Source organism: Erythrobacter neustonensis (assembly GCF_001663175.1).
Lineage (GTDB): Bacteria > Pseudomonadota > Alphaproteobacteria > Sphingomonadales > Sphingomonadaceae > Erythrobacter > Erythrobacter neustonensis.
In genome coordinates, this window is sequence record NZ_CP016033.1 from 2,408,932 (window position 1) to 2,424,820 (window position 15,889).

Annotated in this window: 12 protein-coding genes; all 12 read left to right on the forward strand. The window is 66.2% G+C overall.

Going from position 1 to position 15,889, the window contains the following annotated elements; all coding sequences use genetic code 11:
• The first annotated feature begins 253 nt into the window (after nucleotides 1-253).
• Nucleotides 254-1,888: a TldD/PmbA family protein gene (locus A9D12_RS11170; protein WP_068351862.1), complete on the forward strand. Its 1,635-nt coding sequence runs from the start codon at nucleotides 254-256 to the stop codon at nucleotides 1,886-1,888.
• 21 nt (nucleotides 1,889-1,909) lie between these two features.
• Nucleotides 1,910-3,241, forward strand: a complete 1,332-nt coding sequence (locus A9D12_RS11175; RefSeq protein WP_068351864.1) for a TldD/PmbA family protein — start codon at nucleotides 1,910-1,912, stop codon at nucleotides 3,239-3,241.
• Nucleotides 3,242-3,284: 43 nt separating this feature from the next.
• Complete coding sequence (locus A9D12_RS11180) at nucleotides 3,285-4,004, forward strand: DUF4159 domain-containing protein (RefSeq protein ID WP_068351866.1); 720 nt, start codon at nucleotides 3,285-3,287, stop codon at nucleotides 4,002-4,004.
• A 13-nt stretch (nucleotides 4,005-4,017) separates the two neighbouring features.
• Nucleotides 4,018-5,025: an AAA family ATPase gene (locus A9D12_RS11185; RefSeq protein ID WP_068351867.1), complete on the forward strand. Its 1,008-nt coding sequence runs from the start codon at nucleotides 4,018-4,020 to the stop codon at nucleotides 5,023-5,025.
• 5 nt (nucleotides 5,026-5,030) lie between these two features.
• Nucleotides 5,031-5,927 (forward strand): DUF58 domain-containing protein, encoded by an 897-nt coding sequence (locus tag A9D12_RS11190; RefSeq protein ID WP_068351869.1) that lies wholly within the window; start codon nucleotides 5,031-5,033, stop codon nucleotides 5,925-5,927.
• Nucleotides 5,924-7,072 (forward strand): BatA domain-containing protein, encoded by a 1,149-nt coding sequence (locus tag A9D12_RS11195; protein WP_068351871.1) that lies wholly within the window; start codon nucleotides 5,924-5,926, stop codon nucleotides 7,070-7,072. Before A9D12_RS11190 ends, A9D12_RS11195 begins: the two co-directional genes overlap by 4 nt.
• Entirely contained in the window at nucleotides 7,069-9,186 is a 2,118-nt protein-coding gene (locus A9D12_RS11200; RefSeq protein WP_082925531.1) for a DUF4175 family protein, read from the forward strand. Before A9D12_RS11195 ends, A9D12_RS11200 begins: the two co-directional genes overlap by 4 nt.
• Entirely contained in the window at nucleotides 9,183-10,985 is a 1,803-nt protein-coding gene (locus A9D12_RS11205; protein ID WP_082925532.1) for a hypothetical protein, read from the forward strand. The genes A9D12_RS11200 and A9D12_RS11205 overlap by 4 nt, the downstream gene beginning before the upstream one ends.
• A 308-nt stretch (nucleotides 10,986-11,293) precedes the next feature.
• Nucleotides 11,294-12,307, forward strand: a complete 1,014-nt coding sequence (locus A9D12_RS11210; protein ID WP_068351873.1) for an NAD-dependent epimerase/dehydratase family protein — start codon at nucleotides 11,294-11,296, stop codon at nucleotides 12,305-12,307.
• Nucleotides 12,308-12,333: 26 nt separating this feature from the next.
• Entirely contained in the window at nucleotides 12,334-13,383 is a 1,050-nt protein-coding gene (locus A9D12_RS11215) for a UbiA family prenyltransferase (RefSeq protein ID WP_082925533.1), read from the forward strand.
• Between the two features lies 1 nt (nucleotide 13,384).
• Nucleotides 13,385-14,746 (forward strand): hypothetical protein, encoded by a 1,362-nt coding sequence (locus tag A9D12_RS11220; protein ID WP_068351877.1) that lies wholly within the window; start codon nucleotides 13,385-13,387, stop codon nucleotides 14,744-14,746.
• Nucleotides 14,743-15,873, forward strand: coding sequence for an acyltransferase (locus A9D12_RS11225; protein ID WP_082925534.1), 1,131 nt, complete (start codon nucleotides 14,743-14,745; stop codon nucleotides 15,871-15,873). The genes A9D12_RS11220 and A9D12_RS11225 overlap by 4 nt, the downstream gene beginning before the upstream one ends.
• The last annotated feature ends 16 nt before the right edge of the window (nucleotides 15,874-15,889 follow it).

Genomic DNA, 15,889 nt, shown 5'->3' on the forward strand with positions numbered 1-15,889 from the left:
CTCAGGCGCAAACATTCGTCGAGCGACGGGCGCCTTTCGTCGTCTGGAGTGCCGCAATCGCCCCTCGCGCCTGCATGGATGATGGCGAGGGGCGGCACCAAGGGTGCATGCAGACCGGATGCGGGTCAGGGTCAAAGCGTTTGACCATGCTTCCGGCGCCATGCACTTGTTCTCCCCACAACAAGACAACCGCCTTGCGCAGTGACCGGATGCCCCGGGACACCGCGACCGGCCGGATCGGGGAGTTACGCAAGTGGACAGACGGGATTTTCTGGCGCTCAGCACCTTTTTTACAGGCGCTGCGCTTTCACCCTCGATTTTCGGGAAGGCGATCGCCGCCAGCCAGTTGCAGGACGGCATCGACATCGCCGTAAAGAAGCGTCTGTCTGATGCCGCGCTGACCTCTGCCAAGGCAGCCGGCGCGACCTATTGCGACGTGCGCGTCGGGCGGTATCTCCGCCAGTTCGTGATTACCCGCGACCGCAACGTCGAAAATATCGTCAACACCGAATCCACCGGCACCGGCGTGCGCGTGATTGCCGATGGCGCATGGGGCTTTGCCGCGACCAACGCGATGACCGAAGATGCCGTGGCCGATGCCGCGCGTCAGGCGACCGCGATGGCCAAGGCCAATGCGCGCACGCAGCTCAAGCCCGTCCAGCTCGCCCCCACGCCCGGTGTGGGCGAGGTGAGCTGGCGCACCCCGATCAAGAAGAATGCGATGGACGTGCCGATCGCCGACAAGGTCGATCTGCTGATGGGCGTGAACGAGGCGGCGTTCGGGGCCGGCGCGAGCTTCGTCAACTCGCTGCTGTTCCTCGTCAACGAGCAGAAATATTTCGCCTCGTCCGACGGGTCATACATCGATCAGGACGTCCATCGCATCTGGGCGCCGATCACGGTCACTGCGGTCGACAAGACCACGGGCAAGTTCCGCTCGCGCGAAGGGCTATCGGCGCCCATGGGGCTGGGCTGGGAATACATGGATGGTCGCAGCGAAGACAAGTTCGTGCTGTCGAACGGGCTGACGACGTATGGCAATTCCTATGACATGAAGGAAGATGCTGTCGCGGCCGCCCGCGATGCGCGCGAAAAGCTGAAGGCGCCCTCGGTCAAGCCGGGCAAGTATGACCTCGTGCTCGACCCGAACCACCTTGGCCTCACGATCCACGAAAGCGTCGGTCACCCGCTCGAGCTCGACCGCGTGCTGGGTTACGAGGCGAATTACGCCGGCACCAGCTTCGCCACGCTCGACAAGCGCGATGCCGCGTTCAAATATGGCAGCGACATCGTCAACCTGTTCGCCGACAAGACGCAGGCAGGATCGCTCGGTGCGGTCGGCTATGACGATGAAGGCGTCAAAACCAAGCGCTGGGATCTCATCAAGGACGGCGTGCTGGTCGATTACCAGACGATCCGCGATCAGGCACACATCGTCGGCAAGAACGAATCCGATGGTTGCTGCTATGCCGACAGCTGGTCTTCGGTGCAGTTCCAGCGGATGGCGAACGTCAGCCTTGCACCGGGCAAGACCAAGATGAGCCCCGCGGACATGATTTCGGGTGTCGAAAACGGCATCTATATTGCCGGGCGCGGATCGTTCTCGATCGACCAGCAGCGTTACAACGCCCAGTTCGGCGGAACGGTGTTTTACGAAATCAAGAATGGCAAGCTGGGCCCGATGATCGAGGATGTCGCCTACCAGATGCGCACCCCCGAATTCTGGGGCGCGTGTTCGGCCATCTGCGACGAGAGCGATTACCGCCTGTTCGGCTCGTTCTTCGACGGCAAGGGCCAACCCAGCCAGGTCTCGGCCGTGAGCCACGGCTCCTCGACCACCCGTTTCGACGGCATCAACGTCATCAGCACCGCCCGGTCGCTCGGTTAAGCCAGCGCAGGAGAAGCAGACATGAGCATCCTTACTGAAGCGCAGGCGAAAGCCATCCTCGACAAGGTCATCGCCTATTCCACCGCCGACGAATGCAGCGCGCAACTGGGCGGGGGCATTTCGGGCAACGTCCGGTTCGCCCGCAACGACATCTCGACCGCCGGGATCGTCGACAGCACCGAGCTTGGCGTGCAGGTCGCATTCGGCAAGCGCGTCGGCACCGCGACGATCAACCAGTTCGACGACGCCAGCCTCGAACGCGTGGTGCGCCGCGCGGAGGATCTGGCGAAACTCGCGCCCGAAAATCCCGAATTTGTGCCCGCGGTGGGCAAGCAGAGCTACAGCGCAACCGATACCTACAGCGCCTCGACCGCAGCGCTGACACCCGAAGCGCGCGCCAGGATCGCCGAAGCCTCTATTGCGCCGTGCCGCGAAAAGGGGCTGGTGGCCGCAGGCTTCCTCGAAGATGCCACGGGTTTCTTCGCGCATGCCAATTCGAACGGCAATTTCGGATACCAGCAATCGACAAGCGCCGACTACACCTGCACGGTGCGCACCGAAGACGGGCGCGGATCGGGCTGGGTCGGCAGCAGCATCAAGGACATCGCCGATTTCGATGCGGGCCGCGATGTGCAGATTGCGATGCGCAAGGCGGCCGCATCGGTCGATGCGCAGGCGCTGGAGCCGGGCAAATACACCGTGATCCTCGAACCGGCGGCCGCAGCCGGGCTCATCAGCTTCATGATGGGTTTCTTCGATGCCCGCTCGGCCGACGAAGGGCGCAGCTTCCTGTCCAAGCAGGGCGGCGGCAACAAGATCGGCGAGCAGATCATGGACCCGCGCGTCAATATCTACACCGACCCCGCCAATCCGGTGGTGCCGGTGCTGCCGTGGGACTCTGAGGGTCTGCCGCGCAAACGGACGAACATCATCGAGAACGGCAAGGTCGCCAATCTCGAATATTCGCGGTTCTGGGCGCAGAAACAGGGCAAGCCCGAAACCGCCGGCTGGGGCAATGTGATCATGGAAGGCGGCACCAAGTCGACCGCCGATCTGATCGCCGGGACCGAGCGCGGCATCCTGCTGACCCGCACCTGGTATATCCGTATGGTCGATCCGCAGACCGTGCTGCTTACCGGCCTCACCCGCGATGGCACCTTCTACATCGAGAACGGGCAGTTGAAGTATCCGATCAAGAACTTCCGCTTCAACGAAAGCCCGGTGATCATGCTCAACAACATCGACGAACTGGGCCGCACAGTGCGCGTCAAGGCGGACGAGGGCAGCTCGATGATGCTGCCGCCGATGAAGCTGCGCGATTTCACCTTCACCTCGCTTTCCGACGCGGTCTGAAGGCGCGGCGAACGCGGGCGCGGGAGACATGCGCGATCCAGCCATGACCCGCGCCGGCTTTCTCCGGCTTGCTGCCTCAATAGCTGGCGGTGCGCTGCTGGGCGGGCCGCTGGCCGCTGCTCAGCGAGCGGGCGGGGCTGCGGCGGGCGGCTATGATTTCTGGTTCACGCGGCTGCGCTACAATTCGGGCGATTGGGATGTCGACCAGCGCATGCCTGCCAACATCCTCACCTCGCTGGTCGATTACACCAGCCTGCGGGTCGACCCCAAGGAGCATGTCGTCGACCTTGCCGATCCGGCGATGCTGTCCGCCCCGTTCTGCTATCTGGCCGGGCACAAGGCGGTCGAGTTTTCGGGTGTCGAGGCGCGCAATTTCGAACGCTATGTCAGGAATGGCGGCTTCGTGTTCGTGGATGATTGCAACCACGATATCGACGGGCTTTTCGCCAAATCCTTCGAGATGCAGATGGGCCGCATTTTCGGAGGCGACGCCTTGAAGAAGTTGCCTAACAGCCACCCGCTCTACTCGAGTTTCTTCAAGTTCGACGGGCCGCCGGCGACGTCCTTCGAGTTGAACGGTTGGGGCGACGATCTCGTCCATGACTACCTGAAGGGCATCACCATCAATGGTCGGCTCGGCTTGCTCTACAGCAACAAGGATTACGGCTGCGAATGGGATTACGACTGGCGCAACAAGCGTTTCCTTGCCGTCGACAACACGCGCTTTGCGGTAAACATCGTGATGTATGCGCTGACCAATTGAAGGGTTTTGACCAGTGACACAGCAGGCCCCCGACAGCGCCGCCGCCATCGAACAGCGCGTCGCCAAGCTTGACGATCTGCGCGGCGCGATTGCGACCGCGATCGTGGGGCAGGGCGATGTGGTCGAACAATTGCTGATCGGGTTGCTCGCGGGCGGGCATTGCCTGCTCGAAGGCGTGCCGGGCCTCGGCAAGACGCTGCTGGTGCGCACGCTGGGCGAGGCGCTGCGGCTCGATTTCCGGCGGGTGCAGTTCACCCCCGATCTTATGCCATCCGATATTCTCGGCACCGAGCTGCTCGAGGAAGACCACGGCACCGGCCACCGCAGCTTCCGGTTCCAGCAGGGCCCGGTTTTCACCAACCTGCTGCTCGCCGACGAACTCAACCGCACGCCCCCCAAGACGCAGGCGGCGCTGCTGGAAGCGATGCAGGAAAAGACCGTCAGCTACGGCGGGCAGACCTATCAATTGCCGCGGCCGTTCTTCGTGCTGGCGACGCAGAACCCGCTCGAACAGGCGGGCACCTATCCGCTGCCCGAGGCCCAGCTCGATCGCTTCCTGCTGCTGGTACGCGTCGAATATCCCACCGCTGCTGAAGAGCGCGCGATCCTGTCGATGACGACGGGCACGGCGGCGGAGGCGGTGCCTTGCGTGATGGAAGCGGGCGATGTGCTGGCGCTGCAGGCCGATGTGCGCGGGGTCTATCTGAGCGACGATCTGCTCGAATGGATCACCACGCTGGTGCGCGCGACGCGCCCCGGTGATGCGCATGCGCCGCAGGCTGTCGCCGATTACGTGCGCTGGGGCGCCGGCCCGCGCGCCGGACAGGCGCTGGTGTTGTGTGCCAAGGCGCGCGCGCTGCTCCACGGGCGGTTTGCCGCCACGCGCGAGGATATCGCGATGCTGGCCGCCCCCGTGCTGCGCCACCGCATGCTGCTTTCCTTCGCTGCCGAAGCCGAGGGGCGCAGCGCCGACGATATCGTGGCCGCGCTGCTCGCTCACCTGCCGCCGCCTGCGGCCTGACCCCAATGACCCGCGCGCCGCTCACCATCCCGCCCGAGGTGCGCAGCCGGCTGCGGCGGCTCGCCTTGCGCACCCGGCGCGACAGGGGCGATGCCGGGTTCGGGATGCACGCCAGCCGCAACAAGGGTTCGGGTATCGAATTCTCGCAATACCGCAGCTACGAACCCGGCGACGAGCCCCGCCGGATCGATTGGAAACTGTTCGCGCGCTCGGACCGGTTCTTCGTCCGCGAGGCCGAGCAGGAAAGCCCGGTTTCGGTCTGGGTACTGATCGATGCCAGCGCCTCGATGGCGCAGGCCGACCGCGCCCGGCCCGGTTGGTCGCGGCTCGATGCAGCCAAGCTCATCGCGCTGTGCATCGCCGAACTCGCCACGATGCAGGGCGATCGCTTTGGCTGGATCACGCCGAAGCAAGGCGCGCTGGGGCTTGCCGATCCCCGCCGCGGGCGCGCACAGATGGCGCGGATGCAGGTCGATTTTGCGCGGCTTGGCGCAAGCGGCACCTTTGCCGACTCAGCAACGCTCGCGCCCTTGTGGAACCGGATCGCCGCGCGCGATCTCGTGATTTTCCTGTCCGACTGTTTCGACGAGGGCGGGATCGCGATGATCGAACGTCTCGCGCGCGCCGGGCGCGAGGTTCTCAGCGTGCAGATGCTCACCGCCGAAGAGCGTGACTTTCCCTTCCATGGCGGCTTCCGGTTTCGCGACCCCGAAACGGGCGAGGAACTGGTGACCGACGGCGCGATGCTGCGCGAAACCTTCCTCGAGCGCTTTGCCGCTGCGCGCGAAGCCTTGGCTGCGCGGCTCGATGCCGCTGGAATCCGCCACGCCGCCTATGTGCTCGACCAGCCGGTCGATGCGCCGTTGCAGTCGTTCTTCGCAGCCAAGGGCCGCGCCGCATGACACCGCTGCTGCTTGCGCCGCTGGGCCTGCTGGCGCTGGCCGCGCTCGCGGTGCCGCTGGCAATCCATATTCACCGCCGCACCGAGGAGATTCCGCTCGATTTTGCGGCGCTGCGCTGGCTCGATCCGCGCCCGCGTCCACGCAGCCGGCTGCGGCTCGACGAATGGCTGCTGCTGGCGCTGCGCTTGCTGATCGTTGCCGCCCTCGCATTGCTGCTCGCGCGGCCCGCGGTGCTGGGGTGGGAGGATGATGGCCCCCGCGTGCTCGCCGCGCCGGGGGTGGATGTTGCCGCTGCACGCGCGGCTGCCGGGGAGGAAGCCGACCTGCGCTGGATCGCACCGGGTTTTCCGCTGGTGGGCGAGCGCACTTCGCCCGCCTCTGCCTTGATCCCGGTGTCCAGTCTGATCCGCCAGTATGATGCCGAACTGCCGGAAGGTGCTGCGCTGACGATCCTCGTCCCGCCGGTTCTTGGCAGCGTCGATGCCGAAAAGCTGCGGCTGACCCGCAATGTCGACTGGCGCATCATCGCCGCGCCCGCCGCCGCCGCCGCCCCCGCTGCGCCGCCCGTGCCTGCGCTTGCGCTGCGTTACGCCGAAGGGAAAAGCGGCGCCTTGCGGTTCTTCCGCGCGGCCTCATCAGCGTGGGGCGGGAAGGCCGGTTTCGATGCCTCGACCGCAAGCGATCTGCCGGAGCGCGGCACGGTGCTGGTATGGCTGAAGCCGGGCCGCGTGCCTGCGGCTGTCAGCGACTGGGTCAGCGCCGGTGGCACCGCGCTGCTCGCCGCCGAGGCCGAGATCGCCATGCCTGCCACCACCGCGCCGCTGTGGCGGGACGAGGGCGGGGCGGTGCTGGCCGAAGGCGGGGCGCTGGGCGAAGGCAGGCTGATCCGTTTCACGCGGCCGCTTGCGCCTGCTGCCATGCCCGATCTGGTCGCGGGGAGCTTTCCGGCAGCCTTGCGCGATATGATCGCCGCCCCTGCGCCAGCGCCCGCGCGTGTCGATGCGGCGGGCTTTGCGCCGATGGCAGGAGCAGCGCCCTTTCCGCTTCTGCCGCGCGAGCTTGGCGAATGGTTTGCGCTACTCATCGCCGCGTTGTTCCTCGCCGAACGCTGGATCGCCAGCCGCGCCGCGCGGTTCGCGCCGTGAGCAACATGCCCGATCCCGCGCACTGGCTTGCGCCCGCCCGCCGCCGCGCGGCACTCGGCGCTGTGCTTGTGTGGAGCCCGCTGGCGTTGGTTTGTGCCGCGCTGGTGTTCGTGCTGGCCGGTACGTGGTCAACCGTGGCGATGCTGGTGGTCAGCGCGCTTGCCGTTGTTTGGGCGGCGCGCGCTGCGGCTGCGCGGTTCGATGCGCAGTGGCTGATCCTGCGTCTTAACGCGCGCGAAGCCGCGCTAGAGGACAGCGCCGCGCTGGTCTTCGGCGGGCAGCCGCTCGCCGGGATCGAACAGCTTCAGGCGCGGCGCATCGCTGCGCGGATTGCCGCGCTCGACCCCGCCGGCCTTGCCGATGATCTGGCGCAGCGCCGCATCGCGCTGGCCTGGATGCTAGCCGCTGCTGCGCTTGCAGCGATTGCAGTATGGTATTCGCAAGAGCCTGCGGTGCCCCCGCTTTCCCCGGCGGACCCGGCCACGGCCCCCGCCGCGCCTGGCGCGCCGCGGCTTGTCGGCCAGCGCGTGCGGATCATCCCGCCTGCCTACACGCGCCTGCCGCCGCGCTATTCCGACAGCCTCGACATCCGTGCGCCGCAGGGTTCGCGGATCGAGTGGACTTTTGCCTTCGATCCCGAACCCGCCGCCGCCGCCGTGCAACTGGTCGGGGGTCAGGCGATCCCGCTCACACGCGCGAGTGAGGGATGGGTGGGCGGAGTGCGGCTCGACATCCCTTCGCTCTATCGCCTGACCGCCGAGGGCCTCGGCGCACAGCAGCCCGTGCACCGGCTCGAACCCATCGCGGATGATCCCCCGCAGGTGCGCGTGATCGAGCCTGCCTCGGGCCTTGCCACGATGCGCCCGGGGCAGAGCCGCTGGCGCGTGGTGTTCGAGGCATCGGACGATTACGCGGTCGCGGCGGGGGCTCGCGCCGCGATCACCACCGCGATCGGCGAGGGCGAGAACGTGCGTTTTGCCGAGCGCAGCATCACCGTCACCGGAACCGGCGATCCGCGCCGCCGCCGCTTTGCGATCAACCTGCCGCTTGGCGGATTCGGCCTTCAGCCCGGGAGCGATCTGGTGGTGCAACTGACCGTTGCCGACACCCGCGAAGGCGCGCCGCAAGTGGTGCGCGGGCCGGGCGTGATCCTTCGCTACCCGGCGCCCAGACTCGCCGAGGTGGCGGGTCTCGACCTCATGGCGAAGCAGCAGATGCCCGCCTATTTCCGCAGCCAGCGGCAAGTCATCATCGATACCGAGGCGCTGATCCGCCAGCGCCGCAGCCTTTCCGCCGACGAATTCCTCGTCCGCTCCGACACGATCGGGGTCGATCAGCGGCTGCTGCGGCTGCGATACGGACAGTTCGTTGGCATGGAAGCGGAGGAAACCCCGCGCCCGCCGCTGCCCGTCAGCGACAAGGAAGATGGCGCGCCGCCCGAGCCCGATCATTACGACGGCGACGGCCACGATCACGGCGAAGCGCCCGAAAACCCGACCTTCGGCGGGCTCGGCAATGTGCTCGCCGAATTCGGCCATACGCATGACGAAAGCGAAGCGGCGACGCTGCTCGATCCCGATACCCGCGCGCTCTTGAAGCTGGCGCTCGATGCGATGTGGGAGGCAGAGGTCAATCTGCGCACCGGCAAGCCCGAGGCCGCGCTGCCGTTCGAGAACACCGCGCTCGATTACATCAAGCGTATCCAGCAGGCGACGCGGATCTATCTGCCGCGCGTGGGCACGCAGTTGCCGCCGGTCGATATGGCGCGGCGGATGACGGGCAAGCGCGAAGGCATCGTCGGGCGCGGCGCGGTGCTGGAGCCGTTTGCGATCGCCGATGCGGTGCCGGCAACCGCGTGGCGCGCGCTGGCGGCGGCGGGCGCGATCGATCTGGCCGGGCTCGACCAGTGGCTGCGCGTCAACAGCGCGCGGCTGCGCGATCCGCTGAGCGTGCTGGCCGCGGTCGATGGCCTGCGCAGCGCGCCATCATCCAAGGCCGCGCGCGAAAAACTGCGCGCGCAGTTGTGGAGCGTGCTCACGCGGCCCCCTGCGACAGTGCGGCGGCGTCCGGATGGCGGTGATATGGGCCGCCGCTATGCCGGGGGCCTGCGATGATGCCAGCGCCCGAAACCCTTGCTGCGGTGCTGATCGGTGCTGGCGCGGCGCTTGCCGCAATTCGCTGGCTGGTGATGCGCCGCGACCTGCGCACCGCCGCGCTTGCCTTGCTGACATTGGCCAGCGGCGCGCTGCTATACCTCACGCTGTTCCCGCCGATGCTTCCCTTGGGAGGCGAACGGCTGATCATTGCCACCGCCGAAACGCCTGCGACCACCAAAGCAGGGGTCGGCGAGCGGCTGATCGCACTGCCCGAAGCCCCGCCGATTTCCGGGGCCGAGCGTGTCCCCGATCTGGCAACCGCGCTGCGCCGCCACCCGCGCGGCTCCGCGCTCACGATCCTTGGGCGCGGGCTCACATCGCGCGACCGCGAACAGGCCGCCGGCCTCCCCACCCGCTTTACCCCGCTGCCGGCGCCGCGCGGTCTGGTGCGGCTCGACCCTCCCGCCGATACGCCGGCGGGCGCGGTCTTCGTGCTCGGCGGCGCGGCACACGGGCTTGCAGGCGGCTGGGCCGAATTGCTCGATCCTTCGGGCGCGCGGGTGGATCGCCGAGTGATCGGTGATGATGGCGGCTTCACGCTCGGCGCTGCCGCGCGCGCGCCGGGTCTGACGCTGTTCACGCTGCGGCTGCGGAGCAACGATGGCAGCACGGTATCCGAAACGCCGGTGCCGCTGCGCACACTGGCCGAGCCCGAACCGGTGCGCCTGCTGTTGATCGGTGCGCCATCGCCCGAGAACAAGTATCTGCGCCGCTGGGCCGAAGACGCGGGGCTGGACGTTGCGATCAGTCTGGCAGCGGGCGGGGGCGTGGATCTGGGCGATGGCGGCGCGCGCCTCGATCCGGGCGCGCTGGCCAAGGCCGATGTGGTGATCATCGACGATAGCGCGCTGGGCGGCGGAACGCGGGCGGCGCTGGCGCGGGCGGTGGCGGGCGGGCTCGGCGTCGTGGTGCGGATGACGGGGCCCGCGACCGGCGCGGCGCGGCAGAACTGGCGCGCGCTGGGCATCGATGTCGGCGGCGGGGGCGATGCCGTGCCGCTCGCGCTGGCACCGCTCGCCGAGGATGCCGAAACGCTCGCTGTGCGCCGCGGACCGGCAGCTGGAGAGGTTCCGGCATCGCTCAACACGCTTGAAGACCCCATGCCGGATCTGGCGCGTTTCGCGGTGCGGGGAGGGGGCGATTTCGTGCCCGCGCTGCGCGATGCCGAAGGCGCGGTGCTCGCCGGATGGCAGCAGCGCGGGCAGGGGCGCGCCGGACTGTGGGCGGTGGCGGGCAGTTTTGCGCTGGTGCTGGGCGGGCAGCAGGAACGCTATTACCAGTGGTGGAGCACGATGGTGAGCGCCGTGGCCCGGCCCACCCGCGCATTCCGGGCCGAGACCGCGCCGCTGGTCATGACCGGCGAACGCACCGCCTTGTGCGGGTTGACGGGCGCGCCGCGCGTGCGCGCACCCGACGGGCGAGAAACCGCGCTGGCGATCGACCCGCGCGCAGGCCCGCGCGGCTGCGCTGCCTATTGGCCTGAACGCACTGGGGTCCACACGATCATCCAGCCGGGCGAGCAGGGCGAGCGGACATGGGATTTTGCCGTTGTGCCTGCACAAAGATTTGGTGCCATGCGCGCGGCCCAAACCGGCGAAGCGACCGCGCGATGGGCTGCGACGCAGCGATCGGGCACCGCGACGAGCGCGCAAGACACCGAAAGGCGCGGTCCGGCATGGCCGTGGCTGCTTGGCTGGCTCGCGGCAAGTAGCGCATTATGGCTCGCGGAGCGCCGCTGGCGGATATCGCCGGCCTGATCGCAGCCGACAGCCTGATCCGGACGGGCTGGCGTATCGCCAGTTTGGCCTCTCGGCTAATCCATTTGACCGTGTTCCTAGGGTCCAACTGGCATCGCCGGAAATAAAGATATCAACCCCTGTCGCGCGTTTGAATGGCAGGCGCTGCGGGCTATGGCGTTCTGCGGCTGATTTCGTCGGGTATTCCTCGCCTTGCGCAACAGCACAAGACCGGTGCCCGGATGCGATGCCGGAACCCGGCTTTTCTCGCGCCGGTGTGTGAGGGGGCATTGGCGAAGCGGCAAGGAGCCGGAAGGGGGGCGACCGAAATGCGCACTGTTTTCGTCACGGGGTCAGCCGGGTTCATCGGGTATCACCTGTCGGCGCTGTTGCTGGCCGAGGGGTTCCGCGTCGTCGGTTATGACGGGATGACGGACTATTACGATGTCCGGCTGAAACAGCGGCGGCACCAGATGCTGCTCCAGCATCCGAACTTTTCCTGCACCGAGGGGCTGCTGGAGGATTTCGAGACACTGCACGCGCTGGCGCTGGCGGAAAAGCCCGATGTGATCGTTCATCTCGCCGCGCAGGCGGGGGTGCGCTACAGCCTCGAAAACCCGCGTGCCTATGTCGATGCCAATCTGGTCGGCGCGTTCAACGTGATGGAATGCGCGCGCGAGCTTGGCGTCCAACACCTGCTGATGGCCTCGACCTCATCGGTTTACGGGGCCGAGACCGACATGCCGTTCCGCGAAGCGCAGAAGGTCGACACGCCGCTCACGCTCTACGCCGCGACCAAGAAGGCGAACGAGGCGATGGCGCATTCCTACGCGCACCTCTGGAACCTGCCGACCACGATGTTCCGGTTCTTCACGGTCTACGGGCCCTGGGGACGGCCCGACATGGCGCTGTTCAAGTTCACGCGCGGGATCCTCGAAGGCACGCCGATCGACATCTACAACGACGGCGCGATGTACCGCGATTTCACTTACGTTACCGATCTGGTGCGCGGGATCCGGCTGCTGATCGATGCCGCCCCGGTGCGGCCCGAGAGCCCGGAGGACATCGCGGACGGCGACAGCCTTTCCCCGGCTGCGCCCTACCGCGTGGTCAATATCGGCAATGGCGACAAGGTGCGGTTGCTCGATTTCGTCGAGGCGATCGAAGCCGAATGCGGGCGCGCCGCGATCCGCAACTACCTGCCGATGCAGAAAGGCGATGTGCCCGCGACCTGGGCTGATGCCTCGCTGCTCAGGGCGCTCACCGGCTACGCCCCGCAAACGCCGTTTCGCGAAGGCGTCGCGCAGTTCGTTGCGTGGTACCGCGAATATTACGGGGTGTGATTACTGGGCCGCGTCCGCTGCCAACAATGATGATCATCCCGAATGGTCACACCGGCCAAGACGAACCGCCCTATAGTGATTGCGACCCCCGAGAGGAGCACGACAAAGCAAAGGCGCTGACACCCGTGAGCAAGGCAGACCAAAGAGCGATGGAAGGCATGCCGATACACGGCAGATCGTCCAACAGCATGTTGTGGCGGAATATTGTCTCGGCGCTACGTGTCCCGCAATGGTCGAAGAACCTGCTGATCTTCGCCCCCGTATCGGTCACCCGGTCATTCGACGCGCAGACAGTCTTCGACGCGGCGACGGCTTTCGTCGCCTTCTGCCTCGCTGCTTCGGCAACCTATGTCGTCAACGACCTTGTCGACCGCGAAGCCGACCGCAATCACCATCACAAGCGGTACAGGGTGTTTGCATCTGGCCAGATGTCGCCGCCTGCGGGCTTTGCGCTCATAGCCGCACTCGGGATGGCGGCGGCTCTGCTTGCAACCCGCCTGCCATGGCAGTTCGGGGTTGCCCTGCTGCTCTATGTGGCTGGCTCTCTTGCCTACTCGCTGGTGCTGAAGCGGATGCTGGCGATCGATGTCGTGACGATCGCCTGTCTTTACGTCTTGCGGATTGTCGCAGGCGACGAGGCGATCGGCGCGCAATTCGACGGGATCGATTCATCGAACTGGATCCTCGGCTTTTGCTGCCTGTTTTTCCTGTCACTCGCGCTCGTCAAACGGTGCTCGGACCTTTCTGCGATCCGCGCAGAAGTCGACGGGCGCATGGCCGGGCGCTCCTATAGGACCGAGGACTTCCCCGTCCTGATGGCGTTCTCGGCGGCTTCCGCGATGGCCTCGATCGCGATCCTGATGCGGTATATTGATTCAAAGACCGTCACGGAAAGTTACCGCAATCCCGATACGCTGTGGCTTGTCGTGCCGGTGATTGTTTTCTGGCTGCTGCGCATGATCCTGTTGGCGAACCGCGGCAAGATCAGGGAAGACCCGGTGGTTTTCACCTTCAAGGATCGCAAAAGTCAGATTTGCACGCTGGCTGTGGCGCTGATCGCTTTTGCTGCGGTCTGACATGCGCATCCCGGCAGACCCCGAAGCGCAGCCCGCGCACCGCGCGATTGCGGTGCTGCAGGAACTGCGCGCGTATTTTTCCGGGCTGGATTCCAGGGACATGTATGCCGCGATTGCCACCGGGCTGATGATGACGGCAGTGTCGGCGTGGCGGATCAGGGACACCCAGCTGGCAACCATCGTCAACAACTGCATTTTCGGTGCCGATTCCGCGACCTACGCGATGTGGCTCGATGCCGGCAATCCCTTGGGCCTAGGGGTGAAAAAGCATACGCTCGCAGTCCTGCTGGTCGGGGCGCTGTCAAAGCCGCTCGCTTTTGCAGGCGTGCCCGAACGGATCGCGGCGGGGCTGGCCATGGCCGCGATCTGGGGCGGCGGCGCAGGGGCCGCATTCCTCTATTTTCGCCAGGCGAAAATGGCGCGGCTTGCATCGGCAGCTTTCACCGCCCTCGCGATGTCGAGTTTCGGTTTGATAACGCATTCCGGCATCGTCGAGACTTACGGCGTTACCGTCTTGATGATCGCAGTCGCCTGCCTGATCCTTCCCGCAGCGGCCGCGATCGCAGCCGGACATACGGCCGAAAGCGCGATGATGGCTGGCGCTGTCGGCGCGGGGCTCGCGCTCGCCAACGCTCCGGCGATTGCCTTCATGCTGGTCTATTATGCCTGCCTGCCGCTGAAGCCCGGCAGCCGGGCGGACCGGCGCAAGCTCGGCCTTTGTATCGTTTTGCCGATGCTGATGACCTTGCTTGCAGTCATCGCCCCGGCAATTGTCGCCGAAGGCGTGGGCGGGACCGCGTGGCACCGCGATTATCTCGGCCGTTATGCCAGTCCGGACAACCTGACCGACGTGCAAACTCTGGCAAACTATGCCGCCGCAGTGCTGGTGTTCTCGTTTGTCGCACCGCTCGATTTCATCCAGTGCCGCTTTGTGGTCGAACACCTGTTCGCACTTTTCGACCGTCCGATTGCTGTGATCGCGTGGACATCGGTGATCACGCTTTTGATCGCAGGCATCGCGCGCTCGGCGCGCAAGGCGCGCGGAGCAGAAGTCGGCGGTATCCTTGCCGCAGTGGCGCTGATCCTGTTGTTCTATCTGTTGTTCAACCCGGACGAAGCGTTGCTTTACAGTCCGCAGTGGCTGCTTGCCGTGTTTTTCGCCGCATCGCCCGATTTTCGCGGCGTTGCTGCCTGGGCCGGAGCGGCGGCTGCCGCCAGCCTTGCGGTCAACCTGCCACCGCTCCACGATAAACGCTCGTTCGATCCGGCGGTTTGCTGTCCCGATCCCCCGGCGAGCATGCTCCCGCGCGAACACCCCGCAGCGATCGTATTGCCACGCACCCTCTCACGGAATGCGCGATGAGCGGCGGGATAGAGCTTTCAGTGGGATCGATCCCGGCGGCGGTGCAGTCCTCGGCCCCGGCTAAGGCGGCTCGTCTCGAATACCTCGACGGATTTCGCGGGGTGGCGATCATATTCGTCGTGCTGATCCACGCCAACAATGCGATGTTGCAACGCGGTGTCGCGCTGACCCCTGACGCGTTCTCACCGGTCTGGACGGCTTTTCACATCCTGTCGCACAACGCGACCGTCTACTTCGCGCTGATATCGGGCATACTTTACGCCTATCGCCTTCACGACAAGCCGCACGCCGCCTTTCTGCGTTCCCGCTTCGAGGCGGTCATCATTCCCTACGTCCTGGTGTCGACGGGGCTGACCGCGCTCATGCTTGCGATGGCGGCCCGCCGCAGCGGCGAATGGCCCCGCGCCCATGAAGCGCTGCTTCGGATCATCGGCAATATCCTGACCGGCGATGCCTGGAATCATCTGTGGTACATTCCGGTCGTGGCGATCCTTTACCTGATCAGCCCATTGCTTTTGCGGGCGGTGGAAAATCCGCGCACGGGCCGCGTATTCGCGGTGACGATGGTTTGCCTGCCCTTGGTGTTTTCGCGGACCGCGACAGATATCACCATTGCGATGCTGGTGTATTTCTCCGGCGTTTACACGGCGGGCCTTGTCATCGGACGCGATCCCGAGAGGATCCTCGCGCGCCTGTCACGCAGCATCGCCCCGCTTTCGTTTGTCGCCGCAGGCGCGGCTGTCACGGTGTGGTTGCTGGACCGTTCGGGGATCGAGTTTGCAGGGCCGGTTTCGTTCCGCGAAAGCGCGATCTATGTGCTGCGGATGAGCCTTGCCGTTCTGATGCTGATCGGGCTGCGGGCTGGAATGGGGTCGCTCGGCCCGGCCGCGCGGCGTGCGCTGGACCGGATCGCCGCCTATTCGTTCGGGATCTATTTCCTGCACGCGCCGCTGCTTCGCCCGATTGTAGGCGTGATCGGCCCGCTGGTTCCGGCAGGCAATCCGGCATGGGCGCTGGTGCTCGCTGTCATGGCGTCATTCGTTACAGCGCTGGTGCTGACATGGCTGGTCGTTCACGTCGTGAAGATCGCTGCGGGCAACAGATCCAAATTCCTCGTCGGCAGCTGAAGGCGGCGGGGGGAAG

Coding starts and splice junctions, on each gene's coding strand:
- A9D12_RS11195 (WP_068351871.1), top strand. CDS start 5,924: ATGACACCGCTGCTGCTTGCGCCGCTGGGCCTGCTGGCGCTGGCCGCG.
- A9D12_RS11225 (WP_082925534.1), top strand. CDS start 14,743: ATGAGCGGCGGGATAGAGCTTTCAGTGGGATCGATCCCGGCGGCGGTG.
- A9D12_RS11175 (WP_068351864.1), top strand. CDS start 1,910: ATGAGCATCCTTACTGAAGCGCAGGCGAAAGCCATCCTCGACAAGGTC.
- A9D12_RS11220 (WP_068351877.1), top strand. CDS start 13,385: ATGCGCATCCCGGCAGACCCCGAAGCGCAGCCCGCGCACCGCGCGATT.
- A9D12_RS11215 (WP_082925533.1), top strand. CDS start 12,334: ATGATGATCATCCCGAATGGTCACACCGGCCAAGACGAACCGCCCTAT.
- A9D12_RS11205 (WP_082925532.1), top strand. CDS start 9,183: ATGATGCCAGCGCCCGAAACCCTTGCTGCGGTGCTGATCGGTGCTGGC.
- A9D12_RS11180 (WP_068351866.1), top strand. CDS start 3,285: ATGACCCGCGCCGGCTTTCTCCGGCTTGCTGCCTCAATAGCTGGCGGT.
- A9D12_RS11190 (WP_068351869.1), top strand. CDS start 5,031: ATGACCCGCGCGCCGCTCACCATCCCGCCCGAGGTGCGCAGCCGGCTG.
- A9D12_RS11210 (WP_068351873.1), top strand. CDS start 11,294: ATGCGCACTGTTTTCGTCACGGGGTCAGCCGGGTTCATCGGGTATCAC.